The sequence below is a fragment of the Streptomyces sp. DSM 110735 genome (assembly GCF_016482685.1).
Lineage (GTDB): Bacteria > Actinomycetota > Actinomycetes > Streptomycetales > Streptomycetaceae > Streptomyces.
The window spans coordinates 35,234-60,741 of record NZ_JACYHF010000008.1; the positions used below are offsets into that span (position 1 = coordinate 35,234).

Consider the following 25,508-nt stretch of genomic DNA (forward strand, 5'->3'; position numbering starts at 1 on the left):
GCTAGCCGTGGCCCTCCTCGGCCGCTTCTCGATTCCTGACCACTTCGGACGCCGCCTTCCGCACCGCTTTCGGCGCTGTCTTCCGCACCGGTGTCCGCACCGGCCGGGTGACCTGCTTCACCACGCACGACGGCATCCCCACGGTCGCCCGCGCCGCCTCGCTCCGGTACACGCTCGGCGGCACCCCCACCAGCTCCGTGAACCGCGTGCTGAACGTCCCCAGCGACGAACACCCCACCGCGAAGCACACCTCGGTCACGCTCATGTCCCCGCGCCGCAGCAGCGCCATCGCCCGCTCGATCCGCCGGGTCATGAGATACGCGTACGGCGACTCCCCGTACGCCGCCCGGAACTGCCGGCTCAGATGCCCCGCCGACACCCCGATCCCCCGGGCCAGCGCCTCCACGTCGAGCGGCTGCGCGTACTCCCGGTCCATCCGGTCCCGGACTTTGCGCAGCCGGACGAGGTCGCGGAGGTCGGGGGCGGGGGGTTGCCTGGTCACGCCCAAAGCGTGCCACAGCGGGCGCGGGGCGGGGTGCCCCTCGCGGTCGATCGGTCGGTCACACGGTGAACCTGACCGCCTCCAGGCGGCGCTTGTTGTCCAGGGTGCCGCCGAAGGCGTAGGCGGGGCGGGCGTCGGCGCATCCCGTTCCGCTCCAGGCGGTGGAGCCGACGAGGCGGGTCGCCTGGCAGATCCGGCCGCTGCCGACGTTGACGGCGAAGCCCAGCATGTCCGGGGCGCCGTGGGCGGTGCCGCCGACGCGGAAGTTCCTGCCGTCGCCCGTCACGGCGGTCCACCTGGGCTGCCACACGCCCTTGCCGTCGGTCGAACCCGCCTTGTGGACAAAGGCGTTGGCGGCCGAGCCGCCCGTGCCGCGCACCGCGAACTCCAGAGCCTTGATCGCGCGGTTCCGTCCCGTCGTCCCGGCCATCGTGCCGTCGCACACGGGCTTCTGCCAGCCCTGTCCCGAGACGTACGCGCGGTAGCAGATGTGCCGTCCCCCGGGGTCGCTCGCGGCGAGCCGGTTCACGGCGGTCCCGGCCGTCTCCGCCGGGGGCTTCGCCGTGACGGTGGCGGTGGCGCCGGGCGGGCGCGCGGTGACGGTGACCGTGACGCCGCCTCCGGTGCCTCCGGTCCGGCCCTTCTCCTTCGGCTTCTTCGGCTTCCCGTGCCGCTTCTTCGGCTTGGCGGTGGTGGGGGCGGGCGACGGTGAGGCGGTACGGGGAGCGGGCGGGGCGGTCCGGGGTGCCTCGGTGGTCCCCGGGGACGCGCTCTTCACGTTGCTCGCGCGGGCGGTCTCCCGCTGGTGGCCGTCGTCCGAGCCGCCGCTGCCGATGATCACCAGGGGTACGACCACGAGAGCGGCCACGCCGAGAGCGACGGGACCGACGACCAGTGGCCTGCCGAGGAAGCCGGGGGGCTCGTACTCGTCGTCGGACTGGCGGGCGCGGGGGCGTGGGGGGACGGGGGTGGCGGAGTCGGGGGCGGGGACGGGGACGGGCTTGTCGGGGCGCGCTCCGGGTTCCGGGGCGGTGCCGGGCGGGGTGGCGACACCGGCCGGGGCGGCACCCTCGGCGGCACCGGCCAGGACAGCGGCGTCCTCCGTACCCTCCGCCTCCACCGGCCCGGCACCATCCGCACTCCGCTCCCCCGGCAGCCGTTCCCCCTCCTGCCCCAGCAGCCTGCTGGAGCCGTCCGGGGCGACCTCCACGTGCGCCACGTATCCGGCCGAGGGGTCGCGGACGGCCGCCGTCACCGGGGCGCCGCTCTCGCGCGCGTGCCGGTGCAGGGCGTCGAGGACGGCGGCGTCGACCGACTCGCCCTTCTCGGGCAGGACCGGCTCGCCGTCGATCGCGGCGGAGCCGTCGTCGGAGATCACCACCGTGAAGCGGGGCCCGTCGTCCCCCGCCGGTGCGTCCGCCGCTTCGCTCCCGTTCGTACCCATCCGCGCCCCTTCCCTCGTGCCTGTCTCGTGGCGGCTGCCGCGCACCACAACGGCTGCCGGGTCGCGGCGGTTCACTTCGTCCGGGCGGAAGGGGTGTGACCTGCGCATTAGGGACGGAACCGCATGTTCCGGCAAGGGCGCCGACGGGCGTGCGCGGCTCAGTAAGGTCGTGGCGTGAACGCCTTTGACAATGGCCTGCGTTTCGCCGTGCTGGGGCCGGTACGGGCGTGGCGCGGCGCCGACGAACTGGACCTCGGTTCGCCGCAGCAGCGGGCGGTCCTCGCCGCTCTCCTCTTACGCAGGGGGCGCCCCGTCCTGCTCGACGAGCTCTTGAGCGCCGTCTGGGGGGACGAGCCGCCCCCGGCCGCCGTGTCCGTGCTGCGCACCTATGTGTCCCGCCTCCGCAAGGCACTTGAGCCCGACCGCTCCCCCGCCCGCCCCCCGAGCGTCCTCGTCTCCGTCGGGGACGGTTACCTCGCCCGTGTCCCCGACGACGCCCTGGACCTCGCCGTGTTCCAGCAGCGGGCGGAGGAGGCGCGGCGGCTGCGCGCGGCCGGTGAGGTCGCCGCCGCGCACCGGCTGCTGCACTCCGCGCTGGACGACTGGTCCGGACCCCCGCTGACCGGCGTACCGGGTCCGCTGGCCGAGGCGCGCCGCTCCTGGCTGACGGAGGAGCGGCTGAACGCCCTGGAGGCGCGCCTCGACCTGGACATCGCGCTCGGGCGGCACTCCGAGGTCACCGCCGAGCTGAGGGCGCTGACCACCGCGCATCCGCTGCGGGAGCGGCTGTCCGAGCTGCTGATGCTGGCGCTGTACCGGTCCGGACGGCAGGCGGAGGCGCTGGCCGCCTACCGCGCGATACGCGCCGCGCTGGTGGAGGAGCTGGGCATCGAACCCGGCGCCGCCCTCCAGGACCTCCACGAACGCATCCTCGCCGCCGACGCCTCCCTGCTGCCGGACCCGGTCCCGCCGCCCGCGCCCCGGTCCGCCGAGCCCACCGGGCTCGCCGAACCCGCCGACGAGCCCGCCGTACGGGCGCCCCGCCCCGCGCAACTGCCCGCCGCGCTCGCGACGTTCGCCGGACGCAGTGCCGAACTCGACCGGCTGCGCGCCCTGTTGCCGGACGACGGGGGCGCCCCGCCCGCCGTGGTGATCAGCGCGATCGGCGGCATGGCGGGCATGGGCAAGACCACGCTGGCCGTGCACTGGGCCCATGAGGCGGCCGACCGCTTCCCCGACGGGCAGCTCTACGTCAATCTGCGCGGCTTCGACCCGGTCGGGCAGGTGGTGCCGCCCGAGGAAGCCGTCCGGATCTTCCTCGACGCGCTCGGCGTCCATCCGCTGCGCATTCCCGCCGGGCTCGACGCGCAGACGGCGCTCTACCGCAGTCTGCTCGCCCGGCGGCGGATGCTGGTGCTGCTCGACAACGCGCGCGACACCGAGCAGGTGCGCCCGCTGCTGCCCGGCTCCCCCGGCTGTCTGGTGATCGTCACCAGCCGCAGCCGACTGGCCGGGCTGGTGGCGGGCGAGGGCGCCTATCCGCTGACGCTGGACCAGTTGTCGGCCGCCGAGTCGCGCGATCTGCTGGCGCGCAGGCTGGGCGCGGACCGGCTCGCGGCGGAGCCGGGGGCGGTGGACGAGATCGTGGAGCGGTGCGCCCGGCTGCCGCTGGCGCTCGCCATCGTCGCCGCGCACGCCGCCGAGCACCCGGGCTTCCCGCTGCGTGCCGTCGCCAAGGAGCTGCGCGCGGGGCGGGGTCTGGACGCGTTCGCCGGGGGCGACGACCTCACGACCGACGTGCGCGCGGTGTTCTCCTGGTCCTACCGGGCGCTGTCCGCCCCCGCCGCCCGGCTCTTCCGGCTGCTCGGGCTGCACTCCGGACCGCACATCCCGGTGTCCGCCGCTGCCGGGCTCGCCGGACTCGCCCCGTGCGACGTGCGCGCTCCGCTCGCCGAGCTGACCCGCGCCCATCTGCTCACCGAGCGCTTCCCCGGCCACTACACCCTGCACGACCTGCTGCGGGTGTACGCCGCCGAGCGCGTCCAGGCCGAGGAGACGCCGCCGGAGCGGGAGCGGGCGGTCGAGCGGCTGCTCGCCTGGTATCTGCGCGCCGCCGACGCCGCCTATCCGCACATCACCCCGAACCGTCCGCGCGTCCCCCTGGGCGACCTGCCCGCCTGCGGTCCCGCGCCCGAGTTCGGCTCGCACGACGAGGCGCTGGACTGGTGCGAGACCGAGCGGGCCAACCTGGTCTCGGCGGTGCACCAGGCGGCGGAGGCGGGTCTGACCGGCATCGCCTGGCGGCTGCCCGCCGTGCTGTGGGGCTTCTTCTATCTGCGCAGCCACGCGCACGACTGGCTCGACACCGCGCGCACCGGTCTCGCCGCCGCCCGCGCGGCGGGCGACCGCGTGGGCGAGGCGCAGGCCCTGACCGACACGGCCGCCGCGCTGCGGGTGGCGGGGCGGTACGACGAGACCATCGAGCATCTGCACCAGGCGATGCGGCGCCATCGTGAACTCGGCAATCTGCGCGGGCGGTTGATGGCGGTGGGCAACCTCGGTGACGCCTACCTCCAGGCGGGGCGGCTCGACAAGGCCGTCGAGTACACCCGCCGCGGGCTTGTCCTCGACCGGGCCACCGGCGCCACCTGGGGCGAGGGCATCGCGCTGTGCAACCTGGGCGACGCCTACCAGCGCCAGGGGCGGTACGACGAGGCCGTCGCCTGTCTGGAGGAAGCCCTGACCATCGTGCGCGAGGCGGGCAACCGCTGGGTGGAGGGGGTGGCCCTGGACATCCTGGGCACGATCCACCACCGCCTGCACCGCCACGAGGAAGCCGTCGCGTACTACCGGCGGGCGCTTCAGGCCCACCGGGACATCGCCAACCGCTGGGGCGAGGGCACCACCCTCGGCAACCTCGGCGACGTGCGGCTGGACGCGGGCGAGACCGAGGCGGCCCGGGAGAGCTGGACCGAGGCCCTCGCGGTCTTCGTCGACTTCGGCCACCCCGACGCCGACCGGATGCGCGAGCGCCTGGACCGCCTGGACGCGCCCGAGGAGACACCCGCCGCCCCGGAACCGCCCGTACACCCCGCCTGACACCGCACCACCCCTTCACCGATGGGCCCCGCCGCGTCCCGACCGGGACACGGCGGGGCTCCCGCGTTGCCGCTACTTCCTGCGGACCTCCTTGCCCTTGGTCTTGTTCTTGCTCTCCTGGGTCGAGCGGCGGTGCCGCTCGTGGTGCGTGGAGTGGCGCGAGGAGCCCTCGCCCGAGGTCGCCGCGCGTCGGCTCGACTCCCCGCCCGACGGCAGATGGGACCCGGCGGGCGCGGTGACGGGGGGCTGCGGGGTGACGGACGTGGTGGACGCGGAGGAGGGCGCCGAGGACGGCGGGTTCCATCCCGGGGGCACCTGCCCCACCCCGGTGCCGAGCTGCGGGTTCTGGTGCAGCGCGTACATCTGGTTCGCCGGGTCCGCCTGGCGCTGCGCCGCCTCCACGTGGGCGTGGTGGACGAAGTCGGCGGTGGTGGCCGCCGTGGACAGGGCGGTGCCCACCCCGGTGAGCCGGGTGCCGACGGTGGAGTCCGAGCCGAGAGCCGCACCGGCCGCGTTCGCCGCCGCCGACAGCACGCGTCCGGTGCTGGCGGCCACGTCGACGGGGTCCACATGGCCGCCCGCCCGGTACTGGTTGTACTGGTTGCGGTACTCGTTCGCCGCCACGAGGCCCTGTCCGACCATGCCGCCGACGTTCAGGGCGGTACCGGCGGTGCCGGGCACGAAGGCGGAGACGCCCTGGAGGGCGCTGGGCGCGATGTCGCGGCCCGCCTGCATGAGGCGACCCCGGTTCTGCGACACCCACTGGATCAGGCTGCTGGCTGCCTGGCGGGCGTTCGCCCAGGTCCAGGTGCCCTGGTTCGCGTCGTACTGCGCGACGGCCTGCCGCTCGGGGTCCACCGCGTAGAAGGTGTTGTGCCGCTCGTCGTACACACCGTGCCCGGCGTCCGGGAACAGCGCGGGCGCGTCTTCCGGGACGGCACGGCGGCCGTCCTCGATCTGCCTTCCGCCGTCGGAGAGCCTGACGGAGGTGTAGGAGCTGGCGTTGGAGTGGCCGCTCCCGTCGGAGATGTCCGATCCTGGCATTTCACCCTTCCTTCCGTGTGGTCGACCGTCGCGCGGAGCCATGGTCCGACGCCCCGCGCGACGTGCGGAGTCGCCGGATACGGCCCGGTATGCCGGACAGCTCCTCCGCTCGGCGACTACAACGGCCCGTCCGGGTCCGCCGGTTCAACGACCGCCTCACGCCGTCAGACGGGCGGGGGCGGCGGCGGGGGCGGCGGAGGCGCGAACGGGTCGACGGCGTCCACGACGGGCGCCTCCTTCGCGCGGTGCATGCCGGGCTTGCACCCGGCGAAGGGACCCTGCGGATCGCGCAGGGCGTCCATGACCGACGGCAGATGGTCCCGGTGCCACTCGGCCGGTCCCGCCACCGACGCGCCGGGACCGGTCAACTCGCCCCAGACGAGCCAGAGTCCGTGCAGCCGGGCGACCGCCTCCGGGTGCTCCCACCAGCGGGAGCACCAGGGGGACGACGAGGTGACCTCCCTGCCGTAGACGGGCAGCAGCACATGGTGGACCCACAGGGTCAGCCCCCGCAGCTCCCCCGCGTACGCGGCGCCCTCCAGATAGAGGATGAACCTCGGTGGCTCGGGGGGCGGTTGACCCCCGGCGGGCTCGCCCGCCACCGTCCCGGGGCTCTCGGTCCGCGTGGTCGACATGGCACTCTCCTCAGTCAACGACATTGCTACGACAGACAGTTCGAGGGCGATGGCACGGCTCAGGCGTCCGGGCGCACCACGCCGAGGATCCGCATCGACGCGGCAGGGGAGACGTACACCCACCGGCCGGGGCGCGGCGCCTGGATGATCTTGCCGTCGCCGATGTAGAGGGCGACGTGGCTCGCGTCGGAGAAGTAGATGATCAGGTCGCCCGGGCGCATCCGGTCGACCGGCACGTGGGTCAGTTGCCGCCACTGCTCCTCGGAGGTGCGCGGGATGGCCACGCCCGCGTGGAGCCACGCCTGGGAGGTGAGCCCGGAGCAGTCGAAGGAGTCGGGTCCCTCGGCGCCCCAGACGTAGGGCTTGCCGAGCTGGCGGGTGGCGTAGGCGATGGCCCTGCGCCCCGCCGCGCTGCCCCTGGTGCTCAGCCGCTCGGGAACGCCGGTCTTCTCCCACGCCGCCTGGGACCGCTCTGCCTGCCGCTTCTCCAGCGCGGCCAGTTCCCTGCGCTGCTTCTCGGCCAACTGGGACTCCAGTTGCCGCGCGGCGGCGATGTTCTTCCGTACGGTGCTCTGCCGGGCCGCCCGTGTACGGCGGTTGTCCTCCAGGCGCCGCAGTTCGGCGGAGGCGTCGGCGGAGCGGGTGCGCAGTGCCGTGCGGGTCTTCGTCAGGGCGGTCAGCACGTCGCGTGTCGCCTGCTGACCGCGCTGGGCCAACGAGGCGTCGTCCAGGGCGCGTTCGGGGTCGGGGGCGAGCACGAACTGCATCTCGGCGGGCAGTCCGCCGCCCCGGTACTGGGCGCGCGCCGCCGCCCCGGCCAGCGCGGTGAGCCGGGCGAGTTTCGCCTCCGTGGTGCTCACCCGGCGCTTGAGGGCGCGTACGCGCGCGGTCTGCGCGGTGACCTTCTCGTCGGCGGCGTTGTACTGGTCGGTGGCGACCTCGGCGTCGTGGTAGAGGCGCTGGAGCCGGGCCTGCACCTGGGACAGCGTCTCGGGGGCGGCGTGCGCGGGCGGCTGGACGACCGCCGTGAGGGCGCAGGCCAGCGCGACGGCGGCGGGCACGCGGTGCCGGGACAGCCGTCTCGTGCGGGGTGTCCCTCTCATCGGGCCACAACTCCCTTCGTGGGGCGGCAGCCGCGCGGGCTGCGCCCGTACAGCGGATCGGGCGCCCGTACAACGGCGCCGGTCCGTACGGCGGTTCAGCCCCGGCGTGAACCGCCGTACGGGCTGGACCCGTTGTGCCTGCGGAGCACGCGGGCGGTGAAAGGGGCGGTATGAACGCGGGGTTGCTGGTGCTGGCGCTGTGCACGGGCTTCGGTCTGGGCTGTCTGGCGCTCGCGCTCCGGGCGCTGCTGGCGGCCGTACGGCTGTGGGCGCGGGGACTGCGGGTGACCGGGATCGTGACGGCCCGCGCGGCGGCCGACCGGCGCCCCGGCGGTCTGGTGCTGTTCCGCGACCACCTCGGCCGGGACCTGCTCCTCGACCCGGGGATGTGCGGTCCGCTGTGCGGGCTGCCGCCGGTGGGCGGGAGCGTGCCCGTGGTGTACGCGCGGGACCGTCCGGTCGTGGCCCGGCTCTGGACGATGCGGCATCTGCTCGCGCCGTCGTTCGGCTGGTTCCTGTCCTCGGCGCTGGTGTGCGGCACCGGGGTGGTGGTGGCGCTGTGAGGACGCCCGGCATCGGCTCCGAGCGCCTTGCCGCGCTCGATGTCCTGCGCGGCTGCGCCCTGTTCGGGATTCTGCTGGTCAACGCCCAGTTGATGGCGGGTCCTTACACGGCGTTCGGCGGCGCGCCGGACGCGAGCGGGGCGGACCGGGTGGCAGCGTGGCTGGTGAGCGCGCTGGTGACCGCCAAGTTCTACCCGCTGTTCTCCTTCCTCTTCGGCTACAGCCTCGTCCTCCAGGAGCGGTCCGCCCGCCGGTCCGGGCACGCCTTCGCCCCGCGTCATCTGCGGCGCTGCGTCTGCCTGTTCGCGCTCGGCGCCGTACACGCCGTGCTGCTGTACCCCGGCGACGTCCTCATGACGTACGCCGTCCTCGGGCTGGTGCTGTACGGCCTGCGGGGGCTGCGCGCGCGAACGGCGCTCCGCCTGGCGGTCGGGCTGGTCGTGGCGCTCTGCGCGCTGCTGCTCACCGGGGGACTGCTGACCGTCGCCCTGACCGAGCCGGTCACGGCGGCGCGGTACGCGCCGCAGGTCGCGGACGCGGTCGCCGCCCACCGCGGTGGCGTCCTCGCCGTGCTCGGCGCGCATCTGCGGGACCTGCGCCCCGCGCTCAGCGCCGATCTGCTGTACGCCCCGCAGATGCTGGCCGCCTTCCTGGCCGGTCTGGTGGCGGCCCGCACCCGTCTGGCCGGGCGGCGCGGGCGGGACCGGGTCTGGCTGCGGCGGACGGCGCTGCGGTGGCTGCCGCTCGGGCTGGCCGGGGCGGTGGTCTCCGCGTGCTGCACCGCGGGACCGCTGGACGACCGGTGGTTCCTGGTCGGGCAGGCGTGCGCGGTGCTGACCGGTCCGGCGCTGACGGTGTCGTACGCCTGCGGGCTGCTCCTGCTGTTCGGCGGGCGCGGTCCGGCGGCGACCGCGCTCGCCGCCACCGGGCGCCTGGGGCTCACCAACTATCTGGCCCAGTCCCTGGTCCTCGCCCTCGTCTTCACCGGCTACGGGCTCGGTCTGTACGACCGGGTCGGCACCGCGCCGCTGCTGCTGGGCTGCGCGGCGCTGTACGCGGTCCAACTCGCCCTGAGCACGCGCCTGGTGAGGCGATTTCGGTACGGTCCCGCCGAGTGGCTGCTGCGTTCGGTCACCTCGGCGCGGCGTCCCGTCGCCACGGCACGAACGGCTTCTCCAGCGTCGGCGCGGGCGGTTTCTCCAGCGTCACGGGCGACAGCCGGCTCACGGCCCGTGCCGTGATGGCCTCCGTCTCCGCCCTTGCCGCCGCCGAGATCTCCCCGGCGCCGGGCTCCTTGTACCAGGGCCGCAGCCGGATCAGCGCGGGCTTGACGCCGGTCGCGAGCAGCAGGGCGGTGCCCTTGGGCAGGGCGCGGATGCGGTCGGGCGGCAGGACAGCCTCCTGCCGGTAGGAGTAGGAGCGTGAAGTGCCGTCCTTGCTGCGGGAGATGCTCGGGGTGCGGACATCGTGCTGGCCGACGAGGGTGGAGATCTTCTGCACGAAGTCGGCGTCGTCCAGGCCCGCGCCGAGCAGTTTGACGGTCGCCGCGCTCCACAGCGCGTCCATCCCGACCTCGCCCCACACCCGGGCGCCCTGCCGGTAACTCTGGAGCAGGGTCACGACGTTGATGCCGCGCGAGCCGAAGTGCGAGTACAGGTCGGGCAGATCGGAGATGCGGCAGACGTTCGCCGCCTCGTCGAGCACGGCGGTCAGCGGCGGATCGAGACGCCCGCCCATCCGCTCGGCGGCGACCACGCCCGCCCGCATCGTCGCGTCCGCGAGACCCGCGATGACCCCCGCCGCCGAGCCGCCGCCGTCCTTGGACAGGAGGTACAGGGTGTCGCTGCCCAGGACGTGCCGGTCGGGGCGGAACTCGGGGAGTGCCGGGTCGGGGGTGACCCAGGCGAGGATCTCGGGGTCGAGAAGGCAGGAGACGGTCTGCCGTGCCGTCTCGTAGATGCCGTCCCGGGTCTCCACCGCGCCGCGCACGGTGCCCTGCAACTGCTCGGCCATCGCGGTCATCCCCGCCTCCCGCAGCAGGTCCACCGGGGTGCGGTCGGCCGGGTCGGCGAGCCAGCCCAGCAGCTCGTGCACCGGGGCGCCGCCGCGCGCGGCGGCGAGGAAGAGCGCGGTCAGGGTGTTCTGGGCGGCCGAGATCCAGAAGTCCTTCTTCGCGGTGTCGTCGTTGACGGACGCGACGAAGTGACCGGCGAGGCGGCGCGCGCCCTCGATCGTGTGGCACTCCCCGAGCAGGTTCCACCACATGGCGCGCGGGGAGTGCGCGATGCCCTGCGGGTCGAAGGTCCACACGGTGCCCGCCTCGGCGCGCAGGGCGCGGGTGACGGCGTACACGTCGGACTTGTTGGAGGTGAGCAGGACCGCGCCCTGGGCGCGCAGCACGCGCGGGACGGCGATCCCGGTGGACTTGCCCGCGCGCGGCGCCATCAGGTCCAGCTCCACGTCCTCGTGGCTGCTGCGCAGTTCGGGACCGTCGGGGGCGAGGTCGCCGAGGAGGTTGCCGGTCTCGTCCGGGTGCAGGCGCTCGCGTCCCTTGAGCGAGGGCCGCAGTTCGCGGGCGCGCGCCTCGATGCCCTTGGGGCACATCGCGGCCAGCTCCCGGCGCCCGGCGAGCCCCTTGGGGCGGTTCCACCGCCCGGCGAGCAGGCGTACGGCGACGACGACGGGGACCGTGAGCAGGACGAGCAGTCCGAGCATCCCGGCGTAGACGGCACCGGCGGGGGCGCCGGGCCAGAGGGCGCCCGGACCGTCCCCGGTCAGCCGGGCGGCGGTGGACAGGGCGAACGGCGGGGCGTGCCAGCCGTGCCCGGCGAGTCCCGCGCCGAGCGTGCCGCCCGCCCAGGCGACGGTGAACAGGGCGAGACCGCTCCCGGCGAGCGCGGCGAGCGCCCACGGCACCTGGTCGTGCGCTCCGCCGCCGGAGCCCGCGCGGCTCATGCCGTCCACCGCCCCGGCTCCGCCGCCCCGGGCAGACCGGCGGGCAGCGCGCGGGGTCCCTCCGCCGCCTCCAGGGCGACCTGCGCGGCACTGGCGCGCACGGCACGCTCGACGGCGTCCTCGGCGTCCGTCCAGCGGGTGTTGGTGTTGTGCAGCCGCCGTTCGGCGTCGGTGATGGCGACCTTGATGGGGATGCCGGGCCTGCCGCCGACCTTGATGAGGAAGCGGCCACGCCCCGGCGGCTCCTCGTGGTCGCCGGTGACGCCCCAGCCGGGCGGCGAGGACCAGGACGAGACGAGTTCGATCTCCCGCCGCGACAGCCCGACCACCTTGCCCAGGTCCTCCATCTCGGCCCGGGGCAGCCCCGCGCACACCACCATCCCGGCGCGCTCCACGAACCCGCGCGCCTTGGCGCGGTCGGCGTCGGTGCCGAGCGCCTCGGCGTCCTTCAGGGTGTGGGTGATCTTGGCGTCGCCGAGTCCGAGGGAGCGGTTGAGCCGGGTGAGGGCGTCGATGCGGTCGACGATGCCGGAGGCGGCGCGCAGCGGGCGCCACAGCTCGTCGAGGACGGTGAAGAACCAGCGCCGGGGCGCGAGTCCGGCGTCCGCGAGGGCGTGCGAGGCGGCGACCGTGCCGAGTCCGTCGGACCAGGCGGCCAGCATCGCGGCGGCCGTGAGCTGGGTGTCGGCTTCTCCGATGCCGGAGATGTCGATGCACACCGCCGGGGCGTCCGGGTCGATCCGGGTGGAGGTCTGCGAGGCGAAGGTGTCGCCGAGCGGACCGTCCAGGATGCCGAGCAGGGACCGGTGCAGCGGGTCCACGGCGTCCCGGTAGCGGGCGTCGTCGCCCCGGTCCAGGGTGACGGCCCGCACCCGGTCCGGTCCCTCGGCCAGGACGCGGAGCACGTCGGGCAGGAGGGGCGCCCGGCCGGGCGGGGTGCGCTCGCGCAGATGGTGCAGGACGGCGGAGAGCACCGACTGCTCGTGGTCGTCCATGGGGCGCCCGCGCACGATGGTGACCAGCGCGGCCACCATGTTGAGCACACGGCCGTGGGTCTCCGCCTTCAGCACCTCCCCCGCCTCGCCGCCGATCCGGGCCGCTGCCGCGCCCATCGCCCCGGGGTCGAGGACGTTGATGCCGCCCCGGCCCCGGCCGATGGAGATCACCTGGCCGCCGAGCGCCCGTACGGTGTCGGCGTAGTCGGGCTTGAGGTCGCCGAGCACCAGCGGGACGACCCCGGTCGCGGCGAGCCCGATCAGCATCCGGTTGACGAGCGTGGACTTGCCGAGACCCGGCATGCCGAGCATGAACAGCGACGGGTTGGAGATGAAGCGCGCCCGGGTGAACCAGTTCAGCGGGTCGCCGCACACGGTGGCGCCGGTGAACAGGTGCTGGCCGAGCGGCACTCCGGTCATGGGCGAGCCCGAACCCGCGGCGAACGGCCACATGCCGCACGCCTGGACGGTGGTGGCCCGCCACATGGTGGGCGGGTCCATGTAGCCGACCCGTCCGCCGCCGACGCCGTACCAGCCGCGCGGCGGCACGAACGGCTCCCGGGCGGCGGACGGCTGCTTCCGCGCGCCGTCGCGTCCGCCCCGGCCCTCGGCACCGGCGGCGCCCCCGGCTCCCGGCTTCCCCGTCCAGGACGGGTCCTGTCCCGAGCGCCCGGCGAGGAGTTCCGCGCGCGCCCTCTCCTCGGCCGCGCGGTCCTCCCGCTCGGCCCGCTTCTCCGCGCGGCGGCTCACAGCGCCTCCTGCAGCTCGTGCGGGATCAGGGTCTGCTCCCAGGGCAGGACGCCGACCGGCAGGGTGCAACTGAACGCCGCCGCCTGCATCCGGTCGGCGGGTCTCATCAGCACCCGTGAGGCGGCGGTCAGATTGCGCACCGCCACGCTGGCGTCGGCCAGTTGCGCGACGTCGTCCACGGTGACGGTCAGCATCAGGGAGAACTCCACGAGCCCGGCGCCCGCCGCCTCCTCGGCCGCCGTCTGCTCCGCCGCCCGTACCTCGGAGGCGGCGCGCGCCTGCACCATGCCCCGGCCCGAGGTCGCCATGAACTGGGCGCTGCGCCGGTCCGACTCCACGATCCGGGCCGAGGTCGCCGGGTCGATCGGCCGGTAGACGAGCGCGACCCTCTTGCGCCGGGTGCCGGGCGCGGCTTCCAGCATCCCGCGCAGCACCGAGGAACGTACGGTTCCGCGCGGTGCCAGGGTCATCAGCCAGGTGCGGGAGACGCCCGAGTCGTGCTGGTAGCTGCCGACGGTCTCGACGGCGGCGGCCGGTCCCGCGTCGTCCCACTCCAGTCCCGTACCGCCGTGCCGGGCACGGGCGTTGAGGACGTCGGCGGCGACGGCGGGGTCGTAGGCGACGCGGACGACCTCGGCGATCCGCTCGGCCGTCAGCGGGTACGCCGCGCCGCCGCCCGCCGCCACCAGACCGCTGAGCAGACCGGGGACGCGCACGGCGAGGTCGGCGATGACGTCCTCCTTCTTGCGCCGCTGGCCCGGCGGGACGCCGTAGGTGAGGGTGACGTAGGTGTGCATCTCGGAGGAGGCGGTCGGATAGCGCTCGACGACCTCCTCCATCACGGCGCGGGCGGCGTCCGGCGCGTCGGGGTGGATGCGGGGCAGCACCTCGTGGGCGAGCCGGGTACCGGTGTCGGGCGCGGTCTCCACGACGACGCTCGCCCCGCGCAGCCCCGGTTCGTGGGCAAGGCGGGCCAGCCACTCCCCCCACAGCGCGACCCACACGTCCACCTGGTCGGCGTCGACCAGGGAGCCGCCGTCGGGGTCGCAGCCCAGGACGATGGTGTAGAGGTTGCGGGCGGGGTGGTGGAGCACGCCGAAGGGGCGGTCGTAGGCGTCGCGGCCGTCGGACACGGTGACCTTGTTGAGCAGCCCGGGCGGGCGGAACCTGCCGCCCGGACGCGCGGACAGCGGCCCGGAGACGTACAGGTGCGCGCCCTTGGCCCGGCGGCGGCGCCAGCCGACGCGCAGGGCGAGCAACTGGTAGACGTTGCGCCCGTCCTGGGTGCGCACGGCGAGCGGCACCAGGAACAGGACGGTCGGCACGAGCACGACCAGCGCGGCGTACAGCGAGATCAGCGAGGCGAGCAGGGTGATGACGAGCCCGCCGAAGACACCGAAGGTGCCGACGAGTCCGAGCGGTCCGAGCCCCGGCCGCCTCGGCCGACGCCAGTTGCCGTAGGTCGGATGGGTCACGGCTTCCGTGGACATGGGGTCCGGTCTCCTTTCGTTGACGGTGGTTCAGGGGGAGGTCAGGTGTTGTGGCCGTGGTTGCCGTCGGCGCCGTCCACGGCACCGGCGGCGGTCCTGCCGAGAGCCTGCGCGGCGCTCGCCGCCACGACGACCGCGGCGCCGACCGGTCCTCCGGCGGCTGCCGCCGCGCGTCCGGCTCCGGCGGCGGCACCCGAGCCACCGCCCGCGCCGCCGCCCGCGCCCGCACCGCTCGCCGCCGCCGGGCGGGCACCCGACGCGCCGGACGACCCGGAGGCACCGGACTCGCCCGACGCCCCCGCCATGCCGCTCCGTCCTGCCGAGCCGCCTCCGCCGGAGGTGCCCGACGCCCCGGAGGGTCCCGAAGGACCGCCCCGCCCGCCCGATCCGGCGCTGCCGCTGCCCCCGCTCGCGCCGCCGAGCGAACGGGCGCCGGTCGCGATGCCGCCGCCCACCGCCGAGACGGCGCCGGGCATGGCGCCGCCCGTGCCCAGCGCGGCGGTCGCGGGCACCACGAGCTTCAGCAGCGCGGGCAGCGCGACGGCGGACAGCAGCATCACGCCGATACCGGCGATACGGACGTTGACGTCGCTGCCGTCACCGTCGCCCGAGCTGTACGTCGTCATCACCGAACCCGCGTACATCACGAGTCCCGCCGCCGGTTTGTACAGCAGCCAGGCGACCATCCAGCCGACGTGCTTGCGCCACCAGCCCGCGCCCCAGTCCGTCATGGAGGCGGCGGCGGCCATCGGCAGGGTGCCGAGCAGCAGGATCATCACGCCGAGCCGGATGTAGAGCAGGACGGTCTGGACGATCCCGGCGAGCAGCAGCAGGAAGGCGAGCACCATCAGCAGGAACGCCTGGATGCCGCCGCCGTCCGAGCACTGGCCGATCGAGTCGAGCTGGCGTTGTGCGCCCTGCTGGAACAGATAGTCCGAGTAACGGTCCGACAGGCTGGCCGCCGCCGTGACGACGGTGGTGGCCGCGCCGGAGACGAGGATCACCCGCAGGATGCCCTTCAGCGCGGTTTTGCCCGCGTCGCCCCGCTGCTCGACCGCCATTCGCGCGGCGGCGAACAGCAGCGAGCCCACCGCCAGGTAGACCACGATCCACTGGGACTGGTTGTTGATGTCCTTGGAGGTGTCCGTGTTCGGCAGGGTCGGAATGCTGGTGATCAGATCGCCGAACACCTCGACGGCGGCGGCGAGGACGAAGTCCGCGATCCCCTTCATGATCGTGCCGATGGGGTCGCCGAGGAAGCTGAAGAACCCGACCAGGGCGTTCAGCAGCGGATTGCCGTCGTCGCAGCTCATGTCCGCGCCCCTGCCCACACGAGGTAGCCGTTGGCGTTCTGGACCGAGCGCACCGGGCTGTGCAGGGAGCCGTCCCCGGCGGGCAGCACCTTCCAGTCGCCGCCGCTCCAGCGCAGGTCGATGCTGGTCGCGGCGAATCCCTGGCTGCTCCTGATGAGCAGGTCCACGGTGGAGTCCTTGCCGTCGTACCGGGTCACGGCGAACCCCGCGTACGACGAGACCGAGGCGCTGTCCGGGCGCCGCTCGGTGCCGGTGGTGCGCACGGTGGAGCGGTGGGACACGAACCGGTCGCGACCCCGGCCCGGCACGAGCTGCCGGTCGGCCACGGTCCGCCAGTGCGCCTCGCTCATCTGGGAGGTGATGACCTGGGCGGCGAGCACGGAGCCGACCGGCGTGTGCGCGAAGCACCACCAGGGCGCCCGGTCGGTCACGGTGGGACCGGCGGCCGCCGACACCGGTACGCGGACGACGCCGATCGCGCGCCAGCGGATGTCCGTCGGGGCGGTCGCGGGCACCGTGTTCCCGGGCGCCTCGTCGGTGTGGCACCCCGGGGGGCGCCCGTCGGTGGCGAGGGCGCCGCCCTTCGGCGGACCACCGGGGGCGGCTGCCTCGGCACGGTCCGCGCCGTCGCTCCCCGAGGTCAGTGCGACGATCCCGGCGAGGACGACCACGGCCGCCAGGAAGCCCGCCGACATCTGCCAGCCGCGCTGCTTCCAGTACGGCCCCTCCTGCTCGGTCCGGCGCCGTCTGCGTGTGAACATCACCAGTGCTCCCTGTGTGCGCTTCCGTCGAAGTCGACGCTGGGCGAGGTCGGTCGAAGACGTCAGTTGAAGACGAAGCCGACCAGCGGTCCGGCCGTCGCGACCAGGACGCAGCCGCCGAGCACCATGCCGAGGCGGCTCATGTGCTCCGAGCTCTCGCCCCGCTTCAGGGAGAGGGCCATCATCGCGCCGGTGACCAGCACCCCGGCGACCCCGGCGGCCGTACCCGCCCAGGCGGCGATGCCGAGCACGGTGTCGACCTTCGCGGTCAGTTCGCCGGGCGCCTGCCGGGTCGGCTGGGGCACGCCGGAGGCCAGGAGGCGGGAGGCTTCGAACAGCAGTGAGGACATGGGGATCTCCGGGAGTCGGGGCGCCCGGCGCGAACGGCGGGCGACGGGGACGTGCGGTGGCGATGAGGGGCTACGGCGCTCAGGGGCCGAGCAGTTGCAGCGAGCCGAGGGCCGCGACGAGCGGTCCGGCGCAGGTGGCGAGCAGACAGCCGAGGGTGACGTAGAAGACGCCGCGGAAGTGCTCGCCGCCCTCCCCTGGGTCGCCCCGGCGCAGTTGGAGGGACATCCGGGTGCCGACGACGATGAGTCCGCCGACCCCTGCGGCGGAGGCGCACCAGGCGAGCAGGTTGATCAGGGTTCCCGCGTCGACGCCCGGGTCGAAGGCGGCAAGCAGGGGACCCGCGAGGAGGCGGTGACTCGTCACGCGCTCACCTCCGCGTGCGGGTCGGCGCCCACCAGGCGGGCGAGCGTGGCCAGTTGACGGGGCATGGACCTCGGCTCGGCACCCACCCGCCACGCCGGTATCCACGGCACCCGGTGCACATGGGCGGCCGAGCGCAGGATGCGGACGCGGCGCAGCAGACCGAGCGGCAGCCGGGCGGGGGCGTCGGCGACGAGCACCACCGCGAGCAGTTCGAGCCCGTGCGGCGCCCTGCCCTCGTGCAGCGCGCCGAGCGCCCGCGAGACGGACCGCATCCCGTGGGCGCTGGTGCGTCCGACCAGCACGATCCGGCGCGGTTCGCCCCGCGCGGGCTCCGGCCAGCGGGCGCCCACGTCCACCCCGCCGAGCAGGTCCGCCAGCGAGGTGGCACCGGCTCCGCCGTGCGCCTTGACCCAGCCGACGGCGTCCTTCGACTCCGCCCGCGTGGGGACGGTGCGCCGGGGCTCGTCCCAGGGGGCTCCGCCGGTACGGCGCGCGGGCGGCGCCGAGCGGGGCGCGGTGCGCGCGACATCGGTCGCGGGTCGAACTCCCTGCGGGGCGACGGGTGTTGGTGCGGAACCGGCTGTCGACCGAACTCCTGGCGGGACCACGGGTGTTGCCGCGGTCCCGGACACGGACGCGACCTTGGGGCCCCGTTCCCAGGCCCGTGGACCCGGCGGTGTCGCCGACGGAGTGCCCATGTGTGCCCCGCCTCCCTCTCCGCTCATCTGTTTTCCACCGGTTTGAACTTCTTCGCTCCAGGACCCGTTGGGTGTGCCGAGTCCGACGGACAGCACAACGGGCCGTCCGGGCACAGCGGTTCAAGGCGAGAGGAAGAAGGCAGGCGCGATGAGCGCGGAGAACGGAGCGGGCGGGGAGCAGAGCGCCTCGAACGCCGTCAGGAACACCATGGCGGCCGGGGCGGGCTGCGGCTGTCTGCTGTCGCCCGTGGCTCTGATCGGCACGATCGTGGTGGTGATCGTCTTCGGCGGGCTCGGCGTGCTCCTTGCCCCGCTCATCGCGCTGATCCTGCTGTTCGGCGGCGGGGGCGACTCCGGGGGCTCCTCGCCCGAGGACCAGGCGAGCCAGGCGGTCGAGATCTTCAACGGCGACGGCAAGGGCACCCTCGACGAGGACACCGTCCCGGACGACCTCGTCGACCCCATCGAGAAGGCCGGCGCCCTGTGCGACGCGATCGGGCCGATCGTCATCGCCGCGCAGGTGGAGCGGGAGTCCTCGTTCAACGCCTCGCTGGTGGGACCGGACGGCGAGAAGGGGCTCTCCCAACTTCCGCTCGACGTCTTCGAGAAGTACGGCAAGGACGACGACGACAACGACAAGGTCTCCGCGCTGGACGCGGCGGACTCCGTGCTGGCCCAGGGCCGTTACCTGTGCGACCTGGCCGACCAGGCGCAGCAGGCGATCGACGACGGTCGCGCCCAGGGCACCGCGCTGGACCTCGCGCTGGCCGCGTACGACGTGGGGATGGACTCCGTCCTCGCGGCGAAGGGCGTACCGAACACGGCGGAGGCGCAGGGGTATGTCGCCTCGATCCGCGCCCAGTTCGCCAAGTACGCGGGCGTCGCCGCCCCGCCCGACGGCGCGACCCCCGGCGTCACTCCCACCCCCACCGACGGTTCCCTCTGAGGAGGATGGTCATGATCAGTCACCAGGTACGCGTGTCCGGCGGCGAGTTCGCCGTCATCGACGGGGAGACCGTCACGGCGGGACCCGGCGGCTCCGTGCACGACGCCGTCCTCGACCGGCTGCAGCGCTACGCCGAGCGGCGGGGCTCGGCGGTGGCGGCGGCCGTGGCCGAGGACACGGACCGCTTCGTCCTGGAGGTCTCCCCGGACGGCTCCAGCCGCGTACTGCCGTCCGAGGAGCCGGAGGGCGCACGCGAGAGCACGCCCGAGGGCGCACCCGAGGACCCGTCCGGGAAGCCGGAGGACGCCCCCGAGGACCCCGAGAGGACCCCGGACCGCTCCGCCATCGCCGCCGTACTCGCCCGAGCCCGCGCCACCGCCGCCGCTCGCGCCACTCCCCCGGCAACCCCCGCACCCGCTTCCGACCCCGACCCCGACGCCGACGTCCCGCCGCAGCTCGCGGAGCCCGTGACCCGCATCAACACCCTGGCACGCACAGGCCACTTGGACGAAGCGCTCACCGAGGCGACCGCGCTGCGCGAGCGCCTGACCGGCTCGGCCGGGACCGAGCACCCGCACACCCTCCAGGCCCGCGCCGTGGAGGCGTACCTCGCGCACCTGAGCGGGCGGCACCGCGAGGCGACCGTGCTCGCGCTGTCCGTCGCCCGCAGCCGCTGCGGAGCCGGGGACGCGCAGGCGCCGACCGAGGTGGTGCGGGCGGCGGCCGCCTGGCAGCGACTCGACGACGAGCGGGCAGCCCTCGTACACGGGCGCGAGCTGCTGCACATGTGGGACCGCCTCGGCAGCCTGGGCCCGCTCCCGCCCGGCCACGCGGAACTCGCCGAGCGGGTGCGCGACCAGGTGGAGTCCCTGGAGGCGTACGCCTGACCCGGCGCCCCGCGCTCGCATGTACGCCGCCGTAGAACGACCGTCAATCGAGTGTGGAACCGCCCTCGCGACACTCCCGAGTCCCGGAGGAGCACGAGGAGCGGGAGCACACCATGAACGTGACGGTGATCGGGTCGGCGAGCGCGACGACCCCGGAGGAACGGGCGCTGGGCGACCTCTACGTCGAGCACGGCCCGGCGCTCCACGCGTACGTGCTGCGGCTGCTGGGCGGCGACACGCACCGGGCGGAGGACGTCGTCCAGGAGACGCTGCTGCGCTGCTGGAACAAGCGGAACCTGACCGACCGCGAGGGGATGGAAGTACGACCCTGGATGTTCCGCGTCGCGCGCAACCTCGTCATCGACGCGCACCGCACCCGCCGCGCCCGTCCCCCGGAGGTCAGCGGCGCGACCTGGCTGACCGAACTGGGCGCGGAAGCCGACCAGATGGAGCGCATGCTCTCGGCGATCGTGGTCCAGGACGCCCTGGAAGCGCTGACCCCCGCCCACCGGGACGTCCTGGAAGCGACCTTCTTCGAGGACCGCACCACCAAACAAGCCGCCGTTGCCCTCGGCGTCCCCCAGGGCACCGTGAAGTCCCGCGTCTACTACGCCCTGCGCTCACTGCGGACGGCACTGGAGGAGCGGGGTCTGGGCTGAGAGGAGCGGGGGCTGGGCTGAGCGGGGACTGGGCTGAGTGCTCTCAGAGCCCCACGATCCGGTTCCAGCGCCGCGCGAACTCCACCCGTTCCGTAGACGTGATGTCCCGGGCTATCGCGAGCCGGGAGCGCATCGTCGGGTCCGGGAAGATCAGGGGGTTGTCCGCGAGGGCGGCGGTGTCCCTGTCCTTGGAGGAGGCGAGGATGTCCTTGGCGGCGGGGACGGGGCAGACGTAGTTGACCCAGGCGGCGAGCTTCGCGGCGACGTCCGGGGCGTAGTAGTAGTCGACCAGGCGTTCCGCGTTGGTCTTGTGGGCGGCCAGGTCGGGGATCATCAGGGAGTCCGACCAGAGTTCGGCGCCCTCCTCGGGGACGACGAAGCGGATGTCGGGGTTGTCGGCCTGGAGCTGGATGACGTCGCCGGAGTACGCCTGGCAGGCGAGGACGTCGCCGCTGACGAGGTCCTTGGTGTAGTCGTTGCCGGTGAAGCGGCGGATCTGACCGCGGCGGACCTGGTGGGCGACCTGGTCGCAGATGGTGTGGAAGTCGTCCGCCGTCCACCGGGTGATGTCGACGCCGTTGGACTGCATCAGCAGCGCGAACGCCTCGTCCAGACCGGAGAGCAGCGTCACCCGCCCCTTGAGGTCGGGTGCCCAGAGGTCCTTCACGCCCCGGATCTCGCGCCCGAGCCTGCGGTGGTTGTAGGCGATGCCGGTGATGCCCGACTGCCAGGGCACGGTGTACAGGCGCCCGGGGTCGAAGGCGGGCGAGCGCAGCAGCGGGTCCAGGTACTTCGCGACGTTGGGCTGGTGGGCGCGGTCCATCCGCTGGACCCAGCCGAGGCGGACGTACCGCGCGCACATCCAGTCGCTGATGACGATCAGGTCGCGGTCGGTCGGCCGGTGGTTCATCAGCGCGGGGCTGATCTTGCCGAAGAACTCGTCGTTGTCGTTGATCTCCTCGACGTAGTCGACCGAGATCCCCGTGCGCTTCTCGAAGACGTCCAGCGTGGGCCGCTTGTTCGGGTCGTCGTCATCGGTGTCGATGTACAGCGGCCAGTTCGACCAGACCAGCCGGTGGTCACCCGCGGACCGGTCCGGCGCCGACCGCTCCCCGGCACGTACGTACGCCGAGGGCACCCCGCACCCGGCCAGAGCGCCGAGCGCGGCGGTACCCCCGAGAGCACGCAGCAGGGTCCGACGGGAGGGGGCGGAACCACGAACAGAGGTGTGAAGCACCCGGAAAGTGTGCCGCCCGAGCCTTAAAAGTGACAATCCGGGTCCGACCCTTAAGGGGCGCGGGGAACTGCGCGAACAGCCCCCACGCGCCCGCGGCCGGAAAACCAGCCGAACCCAGCAGAGCGACTACGCGTCCAGCGAAGTCATCACATGCTTGATCCGCGTGTAGTCCTCGAACCCGTACCCCGACAGATCCTTGCCGTAGCCCGACTTCTTGAACCCGCCGTGCGGCATCTCCGCGACCAGCGGAATGTGCGTGTTGATCCACACGCAGCCGAAGTCCAGCTTCTTGGACATCCGCATCGCGCGCCCGTGGTCCTTGGTCCACACCGAGGAGGCGAGCGCGTAGTCGACGCCGTTGGCCCACTCGACGGCCTGGTCCTCGTCGGTGAAGGACTGGACGGTGATGACGGGACCGAAGACCTCGTTCTGGATGATCTCGTCGTCCTGGAAGACGCCGGAGACGACGGTCGGGGCGTAGAAGTAGCCCTTGTCACCGACCTGGTGGCCGCCCGCCTCGACCTTGGCGTGGGCGGGGAGCCGCTCGATGAAACCGGCGACCTGCTTGAGCTGGTTGGGGTTGTTCAGCGGGCCGTAGAGCACGTCCTCGTCGTCCGGCTGACCGGTCTTGGTCTCCTGCGCGGCCTTGGCGAGCGCGGCGACGAACTCGTCGTGGATGGACTCCTGGACGAGGACGCGCGTGGCGGCAGTACAGTCCTGCCCGGCGTTGAAGAAGCCCGCCACCGAGATGTCCTCGACAGCCTTGGGGATGTCGGTGTCCTCGAAGACGACGACCGGCGCCTTGCCGCCCAGCTCCAGGTGGACCCGCTTGAGGTCCTTGGCGGCGGACTCGGCGACCGACATGCCCGCGCGCACCGAGCCGGTGATGGACGCCATCGCCGGGACGGGGTGCTCGATCATGAGGCGCCCGGTGTCGCGGTCGCCGCAGACGACGTTGAAGACGCCCTTGGGCAGGATCGAGCCGAGGATCTCCGCGATCAGGACCGTGGAGGCGGGGGTGGTGTCGGACGGCTTGAGCACGACCGTGTTGCCCGCGGCGAGCGCCGGGGCGAACTTCCACACCGCCATCATCATCGGGTAGTTCCACGGCGCGACCTGGGCGCAGACGCCGACCGGCTCGCGGCGGATGATGGAGGTGAGACCCTCCATGTACTCGCCCGCGGAGCGCCCCTCCAGCATCCGGGCCGCGCCCGCGAAGAAGCGGATCTGGTCGACCATCGGCGGGATTTCCTCGGTGCGGGTGAGCCCGACGGGCTTGCCCGTGTTCTCCACCTCGGCCGCGATCAGTTCCTCGGCCCGCTCCTCGAAGGCGTCCGCGATCTTCAGCAGAGCCTTCTGCCGCTCGGCGGGGGTGGTGTCGCGCCAGGCGGGGAAGGCCGCGGCGGCGGCCGCCATGGCGGCGTCCACGTCCTCCTGCCCGGACAGCGGCGCGGTCGCGTACGCCTCACCGGTGGCGGGGTTGACCACCTCGGTGGTCCGTCCGTCGGCGGCGTCCCGGAACTCACCGTCGATGTAGTTGCGCAGACGACGCAGCTCGGTGCTCACTGCCGGCCTCCTGATCTGGTTCGAGGGTTGGAGCGGTCCCGCCCCGGAGGCAGCACGGCTGTCCGGTGGCTGAGACAGCCCAACCCTAGTCGCGACACCCACGTTTTCAACACCCCCACCACCACCAGTCCTGCGAAATCCGCACACTGCACCCTCGTAAACAACGAATTTCATCGATCGAGCCTTGCGAAACTGTCGAGACGTCGTGCACAGTGTGGGCGTGGCCAGTCGAAGCGCAGAACCCAGGGACTCCGCCCGCGAGTCCAGGAGCGGCACTCCCCAGTTGGACGCCGTCTCCCTCGCCATCATCGAGCAGCTCCAGGAGGACGGCCGCAGGCCCTACGCCGCGATCGGCAAGGCGGTCGGTCTCTCCGAGGCGGCCGTGCGCCAGCGCGTGCAGAAGCTGCTCGACCAGGGCGTGATGCAGATCGTCGCCGTCACGGACCCGCTCACCGTGGGCTTCCGTCGGCAGGCGATGGTCGGGATCCATGTCGAGGGCGACGTCGAGTCCGTCGCGGACGCGCTGACCGCCATGCCGGACGTCGAGTACGTGGTGATGACCGCGGGCTCGTTCGACGTCCTCGCCGAGATCGTCTGCGAGGACGACGACCACCTGCTGGACGTGATCAACCGGCGCATCCGGGCCCTGCCCGGCGTGCGCTCCACCGAGAGCTTCGTCTATCTGAAGCTCAAGAAGCAGACCTACATGTGGGGAACCCGATAACCGTGACCCAGAAGGACCTCAGCCGCAGCGCGTACGACCACCTGTGGATGCACTTCACCCGCATGTCCTCGTACGAGAACTCCCCCGTCCCGACCATCGTCCGGGGCGAGGGCACCTCCATCTACGACGACAAGGGCAAGCGGTACCTCGACGGCCTCGCGGGTCTGTTCGTGGTCCAGGCCGGACACGGCCGCACGGAGCTGGCCGAGACCGCCCTCAAGCAGGCCCAGGAGCTGGCCTTCTTCCCGGTGTGGTCCTACGCCCACCCCAAGGCGATCGAGCTGGCCGAGCGACTGGCCGGGTACGCGCCCAGGGACCTCAACAAGGTCTTCTTCACCACCGGCGGCGGCGAGGCCGTCGAGACCGCCTGGAAGCTCGCCAAGCAGTACTTCAAGCTGGTCGGCAAGCCCACCAAGCACAAGGTCATATCCCGCTCGCTCGCCTACCACGGCACCCCGCAGGGCGCCCTCTCCATCACCGGTCTGCCCGCCCTGAAGGCGCCCTTCGAGCCGCTGGTGCCCGGCGCGCACAAGGCGGCGAACACCAACATCTACCGCGCCCCGGTCTTCGGCGACGACCCCGAGGCGTTCGGCCGCTGGGCCGCCGACCAGATCGAGCAGCAGATCCTGTTCGAGGGACCGGACACGGTCGCCGCGGTCTTCGTGGAGCCGGTGCAGAACGCGGGCGGCTGCTTCCCGCCGCCGCCCGGGTACTTCCAGCGGGTGCGCGAGATCTGCGACCGGCACGACGTGCTGCTCGTCTCGGACGAGGTCATCTGCGCCTTCGGCCGCCTGGGCACGATGTTCGCCTGCGACAAGTTCGGCTACGTCCCGGACATCATCACCTGCGCCAAGGGCATGACCTCGGGCTACTCCCCGATCGGCGCGACGATCGTCTCCGACCGCATCGCCGAGCCGTTCTACCGGGGCGACAACGTCTTCCTGCACGGCTACACCTTCGGCGGTCACCCGGTCTCCGCCGCCGTCGGTCTCGCCAACCTCGACCTGTTCGAGCGCGAGGGTCTCAACCAGCACGTCCTGGACAACGAGGACGCCTTCCGCGCGACCCTGGAGAAGCTGCACGACCTGCCGATCGTCGGCGACGTCCGCGGCAACGGCTTCTTCTACGGCATCGAGCTGGTCAAGGACAAGAACACCAAGGAGTCCTTCGACGGCGACGAGATCGAGCGCATCCTCTACGGCTTCGTCTCCAAGAAGCTGTTCGAGAACGGTCTGTACTGCCGCGCCGACGACCGGGGCGACCCGGTGATCCAGCTCGCCCCGCCGCTGATCTCCGACCAGGGGACCTTCGACGAGATCGAGCAGATCCTGCGCGCCACCCTCACGGAGGCGTGGACCAAGGTCTGACCTCCCCGCGCGGATGCCTCCGGTCGGTCGACCGGCCCCGGCCCCGGCGCCGCCCG

23 protein-coding genes are annotated in these 25,508 nt (G+C 73.4%); 8 read left to right on the forward strand and 15 right to left on the reverse strand.

Going from position 1 to position 25,508, the window contains the following annotated elements; all coding sequences use genetic code 11:
• Position 1 precedes the first annotated feature (1 nt).
• Complete coding sequence (locus tag IF655_RS14990; protein WP_199585468.1) at positions 2-436, reverse strand: helix-turn-helix transcriptional regulator; 435 nt, start codon at positions 434-436, stop codon at positions 2-4.
• 124 nt (positions 437-560) lie between these two features.
• On the reverse strand, positions 561-1,946 hold the full coding sequence (locus IF655_RS14995; protein ID WP_199585251.1) for a hypothetical protein: 1,386 nt from the start codon (positions 1,944-1,946) through the stop codon (positions 561-563).
• A gap of 174 nt (positions 1,947-2,120) precedes the next feature.
• Here IF655_RS14995 and IF655_RS15000 point away from each other — a divergent pair, with 174 nt between their 5' ends.
• Positions 2,121-5,045 carry a BTAD domain-containing putative transcriptional regulator gene (locus IF655_RS15000; RefSeq protein WP_199585252.1) on the forward strand — a complete coding sequence of 975 codons (2,925 nt, stop codon included), beginning with the start codon at positions 2,121-2,123 and terminating at the stop codon, positions 5,043-5,045.
• A 72-nt stretch (positions 5,046-5,117) separates the two neighbouring features.
• Here the strand turns inward: IF655_RS15000 and IF655_RS15005 are convergent, their stop codons facing one another.
• The 3 genes from IF655_RS15005 to IF655_RS15015 form a co-directional block, all read right to left on the reverse strand.
• Entirely contained in the window at positions 5,118-6,089 is a 972-nt protein-coding gene (locus tag IF655_RS15005; protein WP_199585253.1) for a hypothetical protein, read from the reverse strand.
• A gap of 164 nt (positions 6,090-6,253) precedes the next feature.
• A complete protein-coding gene (locus tag IF655_RS15010) occupies positions 6,254-6,724 on the reverse strand; it encodes a DUF4913 domain-containing protein (RefSeq protein ID WP_206775883.1) in 471 nt (156 codons plus the stop codon).
• A gap of 59 nt (positions 6,725-6,783) precedes the next feature.
• On the reverse strand, positions 6,784-7,827 hold the full coding sequence (locus IF655_RS15015; RefSeq protein ID WP_206775884.1) for an NlpC/P60 family protein: 1,044 nt from the start codon (positions 7,825-7,827) through the stop codon (positions 6,784-6,786).
• Between the two features lie 170 nt (positions 7,828-7,997).
• Here IF655_RS15015 and IF655_RS15020 point away from each other — a divergent pair, with 170 nt between their 5' ends.
• Complete coding sequence (locus IF655_RS15020; RefSeq protein ID WP_199585254.1) at positions 7,998-8,390, forward strand: hypothetical protein; 393 nt, start codon at positions 7,998-8,000, stop codon at positions 8,388-8,390.
• Complete coding sequence (locus tag IF655_RS15025; protein WP_199585255.1) at positions 8,387-9,631, forward strand: DUF418 domain-containing protein; 1,245 nt, start codon at positions 8,387-8,389, stop codon at positions 9,629-9,631. The genes IF655_RS15020 and IF655_RS15025 overlap by 4 nt, the downstream gene beginning before the upstream one ends.
• Here IF655_RS15025 and IF655_RS15030 read toward each other — a convergent pair.
• From IF655_RS15030 to IF655_RS15065, 8 genes are all read right to left on the reverse strand, one after another.
• The gene (locus IF655_RS15030) at positions 9,522-11,345 is read right to left on the reverse strand and encodes a type IV secretory system conjugative DNA transfer family protein (protein WP_199585471.1); all 1,824 of its coding nucleotides are present in this window, start codon (positions 11,343-11,345) and stop codon (positions 9,522-9,524) included. The genes IF655_RS15025 and IF655_RS15030 overlap by 110 nt on opposite strands.
• On the reverse strand, positions 11,342-12,841 hold the full coding sequence (locus IF655_RS15035) for an ATP/GTP-binding protein (RefSeq protein ID WP_374100293.1): 1,500 nt from the start codon (positions 12,839-12,841) through the stop codon (positions 11,342-11,344). Before IF655_RS15035 ends, IF655_RS15030 begins: the two co-directional genes overlap by 4 nt.
• A 245-nt stretch (positions 12,842-13,086) precedes the next feature.
• A complete protein-coding gene (locus IF655_RS15040) occupies positions 13,087-14,580 on the reverse strand; it encodes an SCO6880 family protein (RefSeq protein WP_199585257.1) in 1,494 nt (497 codons plus the stop codon).
• Positions 14,581-14,621: 41 nt separating this feature from the next.
• On the reverse strand, positions 14,622-15,893 hold the full coding sequence (locus tag IF655_RS15045; protein WP_199585258.1) for a hypothetical protein: 1,272 nt from the start codon (positions 15,891-15,893) through the stop codon (positions 14,622-14,624).
• Positions 15,890-16,654, reverse strand: coding sequence for a hypothetical protein (locus IF655_RS15050; RefSeq protein WP_199585259.1), 765 nt, complete (start codon positions 16,652-16,654; stop codon positions 15,890-15,892). The genes IF655_RS15045 and IF655_RS15050 overlap by 4 nt, the downstream gene beginning before the upstream one ends.
• Before the next feature lie 62 nt (positions 16,655-16,716).
• A complete protein-coding gene (locus tag IF655_RS15055) occupies positions 16,717-17,004 on the reverse strand; it encodes a hypothetical protein (RefSeq protein WP_199585260.1) in 288 nt (95 codons plus the stop codon).
• A gap of 79 nt (positions 17,005-17,083) precedes the next feature.
• Positions 17,084-17,368 carry a hypothetical protein gene (locus IF655_RS15060; protein ID WP_199585261.1) on the reverse strand — a complete coding sequence of 95 codons (285 nt, stop codon included), beginning with the start codon at positions 17,366-17,368 and terminating at the stop codon, positions 17,084-17,086.
• Positions 17,365-18,000, reverse strand: a complete 636-nt coding sequence (locus IF655_RS15065; RefSeq protein ID WP_242488740.1) for a hypothetical protein — start codon at positions 17,998-18,000, stop codon at positions 17,365-17,367. Before IF655_RS15065 ends, IF655_RS15060 begins: the two co-directional genes overlap by 4 nt.
• Before the next feature lie 214 nt (positions 18,001-18,214).
• On the opposite strand from IF655_RS15065, the gene IF655_RS15070 reads away from it, so the two are divergent.
• The 3 genes from IF655_RS15070 to IF655_RS15080 all read left to right on the forward strand — a co-directional run bounded on the left by IF655_RS15070 (position 18,215) and on the right by IF655_RS15080 (position 20,558).
• Positions 18,215-19,012 carry a lytic transglycosylase domain-containing protein gene (locus tag IF655_RS15070; protein WP_199585262.1) on the forward strand — a complete coding sequence of 266 codons (798 nt, stop codon included), beginning with the start codon at positions 18,215-18,217 and terminating at the stop codon, positions 19,010-19,012.
• A gap of 11 nt (positions 19,013-19,023) precedes the next feature.
• Positions 19,024-19,899, forward strand: a complete 876-nt coding sequence (locus IF655_RS15075) for a hypothetical protein (RefSeq protein ID WP_199585263.1) — start codon at positions 19,024-19,026, stop codon at positions 19,897-19,899.
• 113 nt (positions 19,900-20,012) lie between these two features.
• Entirely contained in the window at positions 20,013-20,558 is a 546-nt protein-coding gene (locus tag IF655_RS15080; RefSeq protein ID WP_199585264.1) for a sigma-70 family RNA polymerase sigma factor, read from the forward strand.
• Positions 20,559-20,601: 43 nt separating this feature from the next.
• Here the strand turns inward: IF655_RS15080 and IF655_RS15085 are convergent, their stop codons facing one another.
• A complete protein-coding gene (locus IF655_RS15085; protein ID WP_199585265.1) occupies positions 20,602-21,795 on the reverse strand; it encodes an extracellular solute-binding protein in 1,194 nt (397 codons plus the stop codon).
• A 126-nt stretch (positions 21,796-21,921) separates the two neighbouring features.
• The gene (locus IF655_RS15090; protein WP_199585266.1) at positions 21,922-23,361 is read right to left on the reverse strand and encodes a gamma-aminobutyraldehyde dehydrogenase; all 1,440 of its coding nucleotides are present in this window, start codon (positions 23,359-23,361) and stop codon (positions 21,922-21,924) included.
• A 205-nt stretch (positions 23,362-23,566) separates the two neighbouring features.
• Here IF655_RS15090 and IF655_RS15095 point away from each other — a divergent pair, with 205 nt between their 5' ends.
• Both IF655_RS15095 and IF655_RS15100 read left to right on the forward strand, forming a co-directional pair.
• Positions 23,567-24,085 carry an Lrp/AsnC family transcriptional regulator gene (locus tag IF655_RS15095; RefSeq protein ID WP_199585267.1) on the forward strand — a complete coding sequence of 173 codons (519 nt, stop codon included), beginning with the start codon at positions 23,567-23,569 and terminating at the stop codon, positions 24,083-24,085.
• A 2-nt stretch (positions 24,086-24,087) separates the two neighbouring features.
• Positions 24,088-25,452 (forward strand): aspartate aminotransferase family protein, encoded by a 1,365-nt coding sequence (locus IF655_RS15100; RefSeq protein ID WP_199585268.1) that lies wholly within the window; start codon positions 24,088-24,090, stop codon positions 25,450-25,452.
• Positions 25,453-25,508 lie beyond the last annotated feature (56 nt).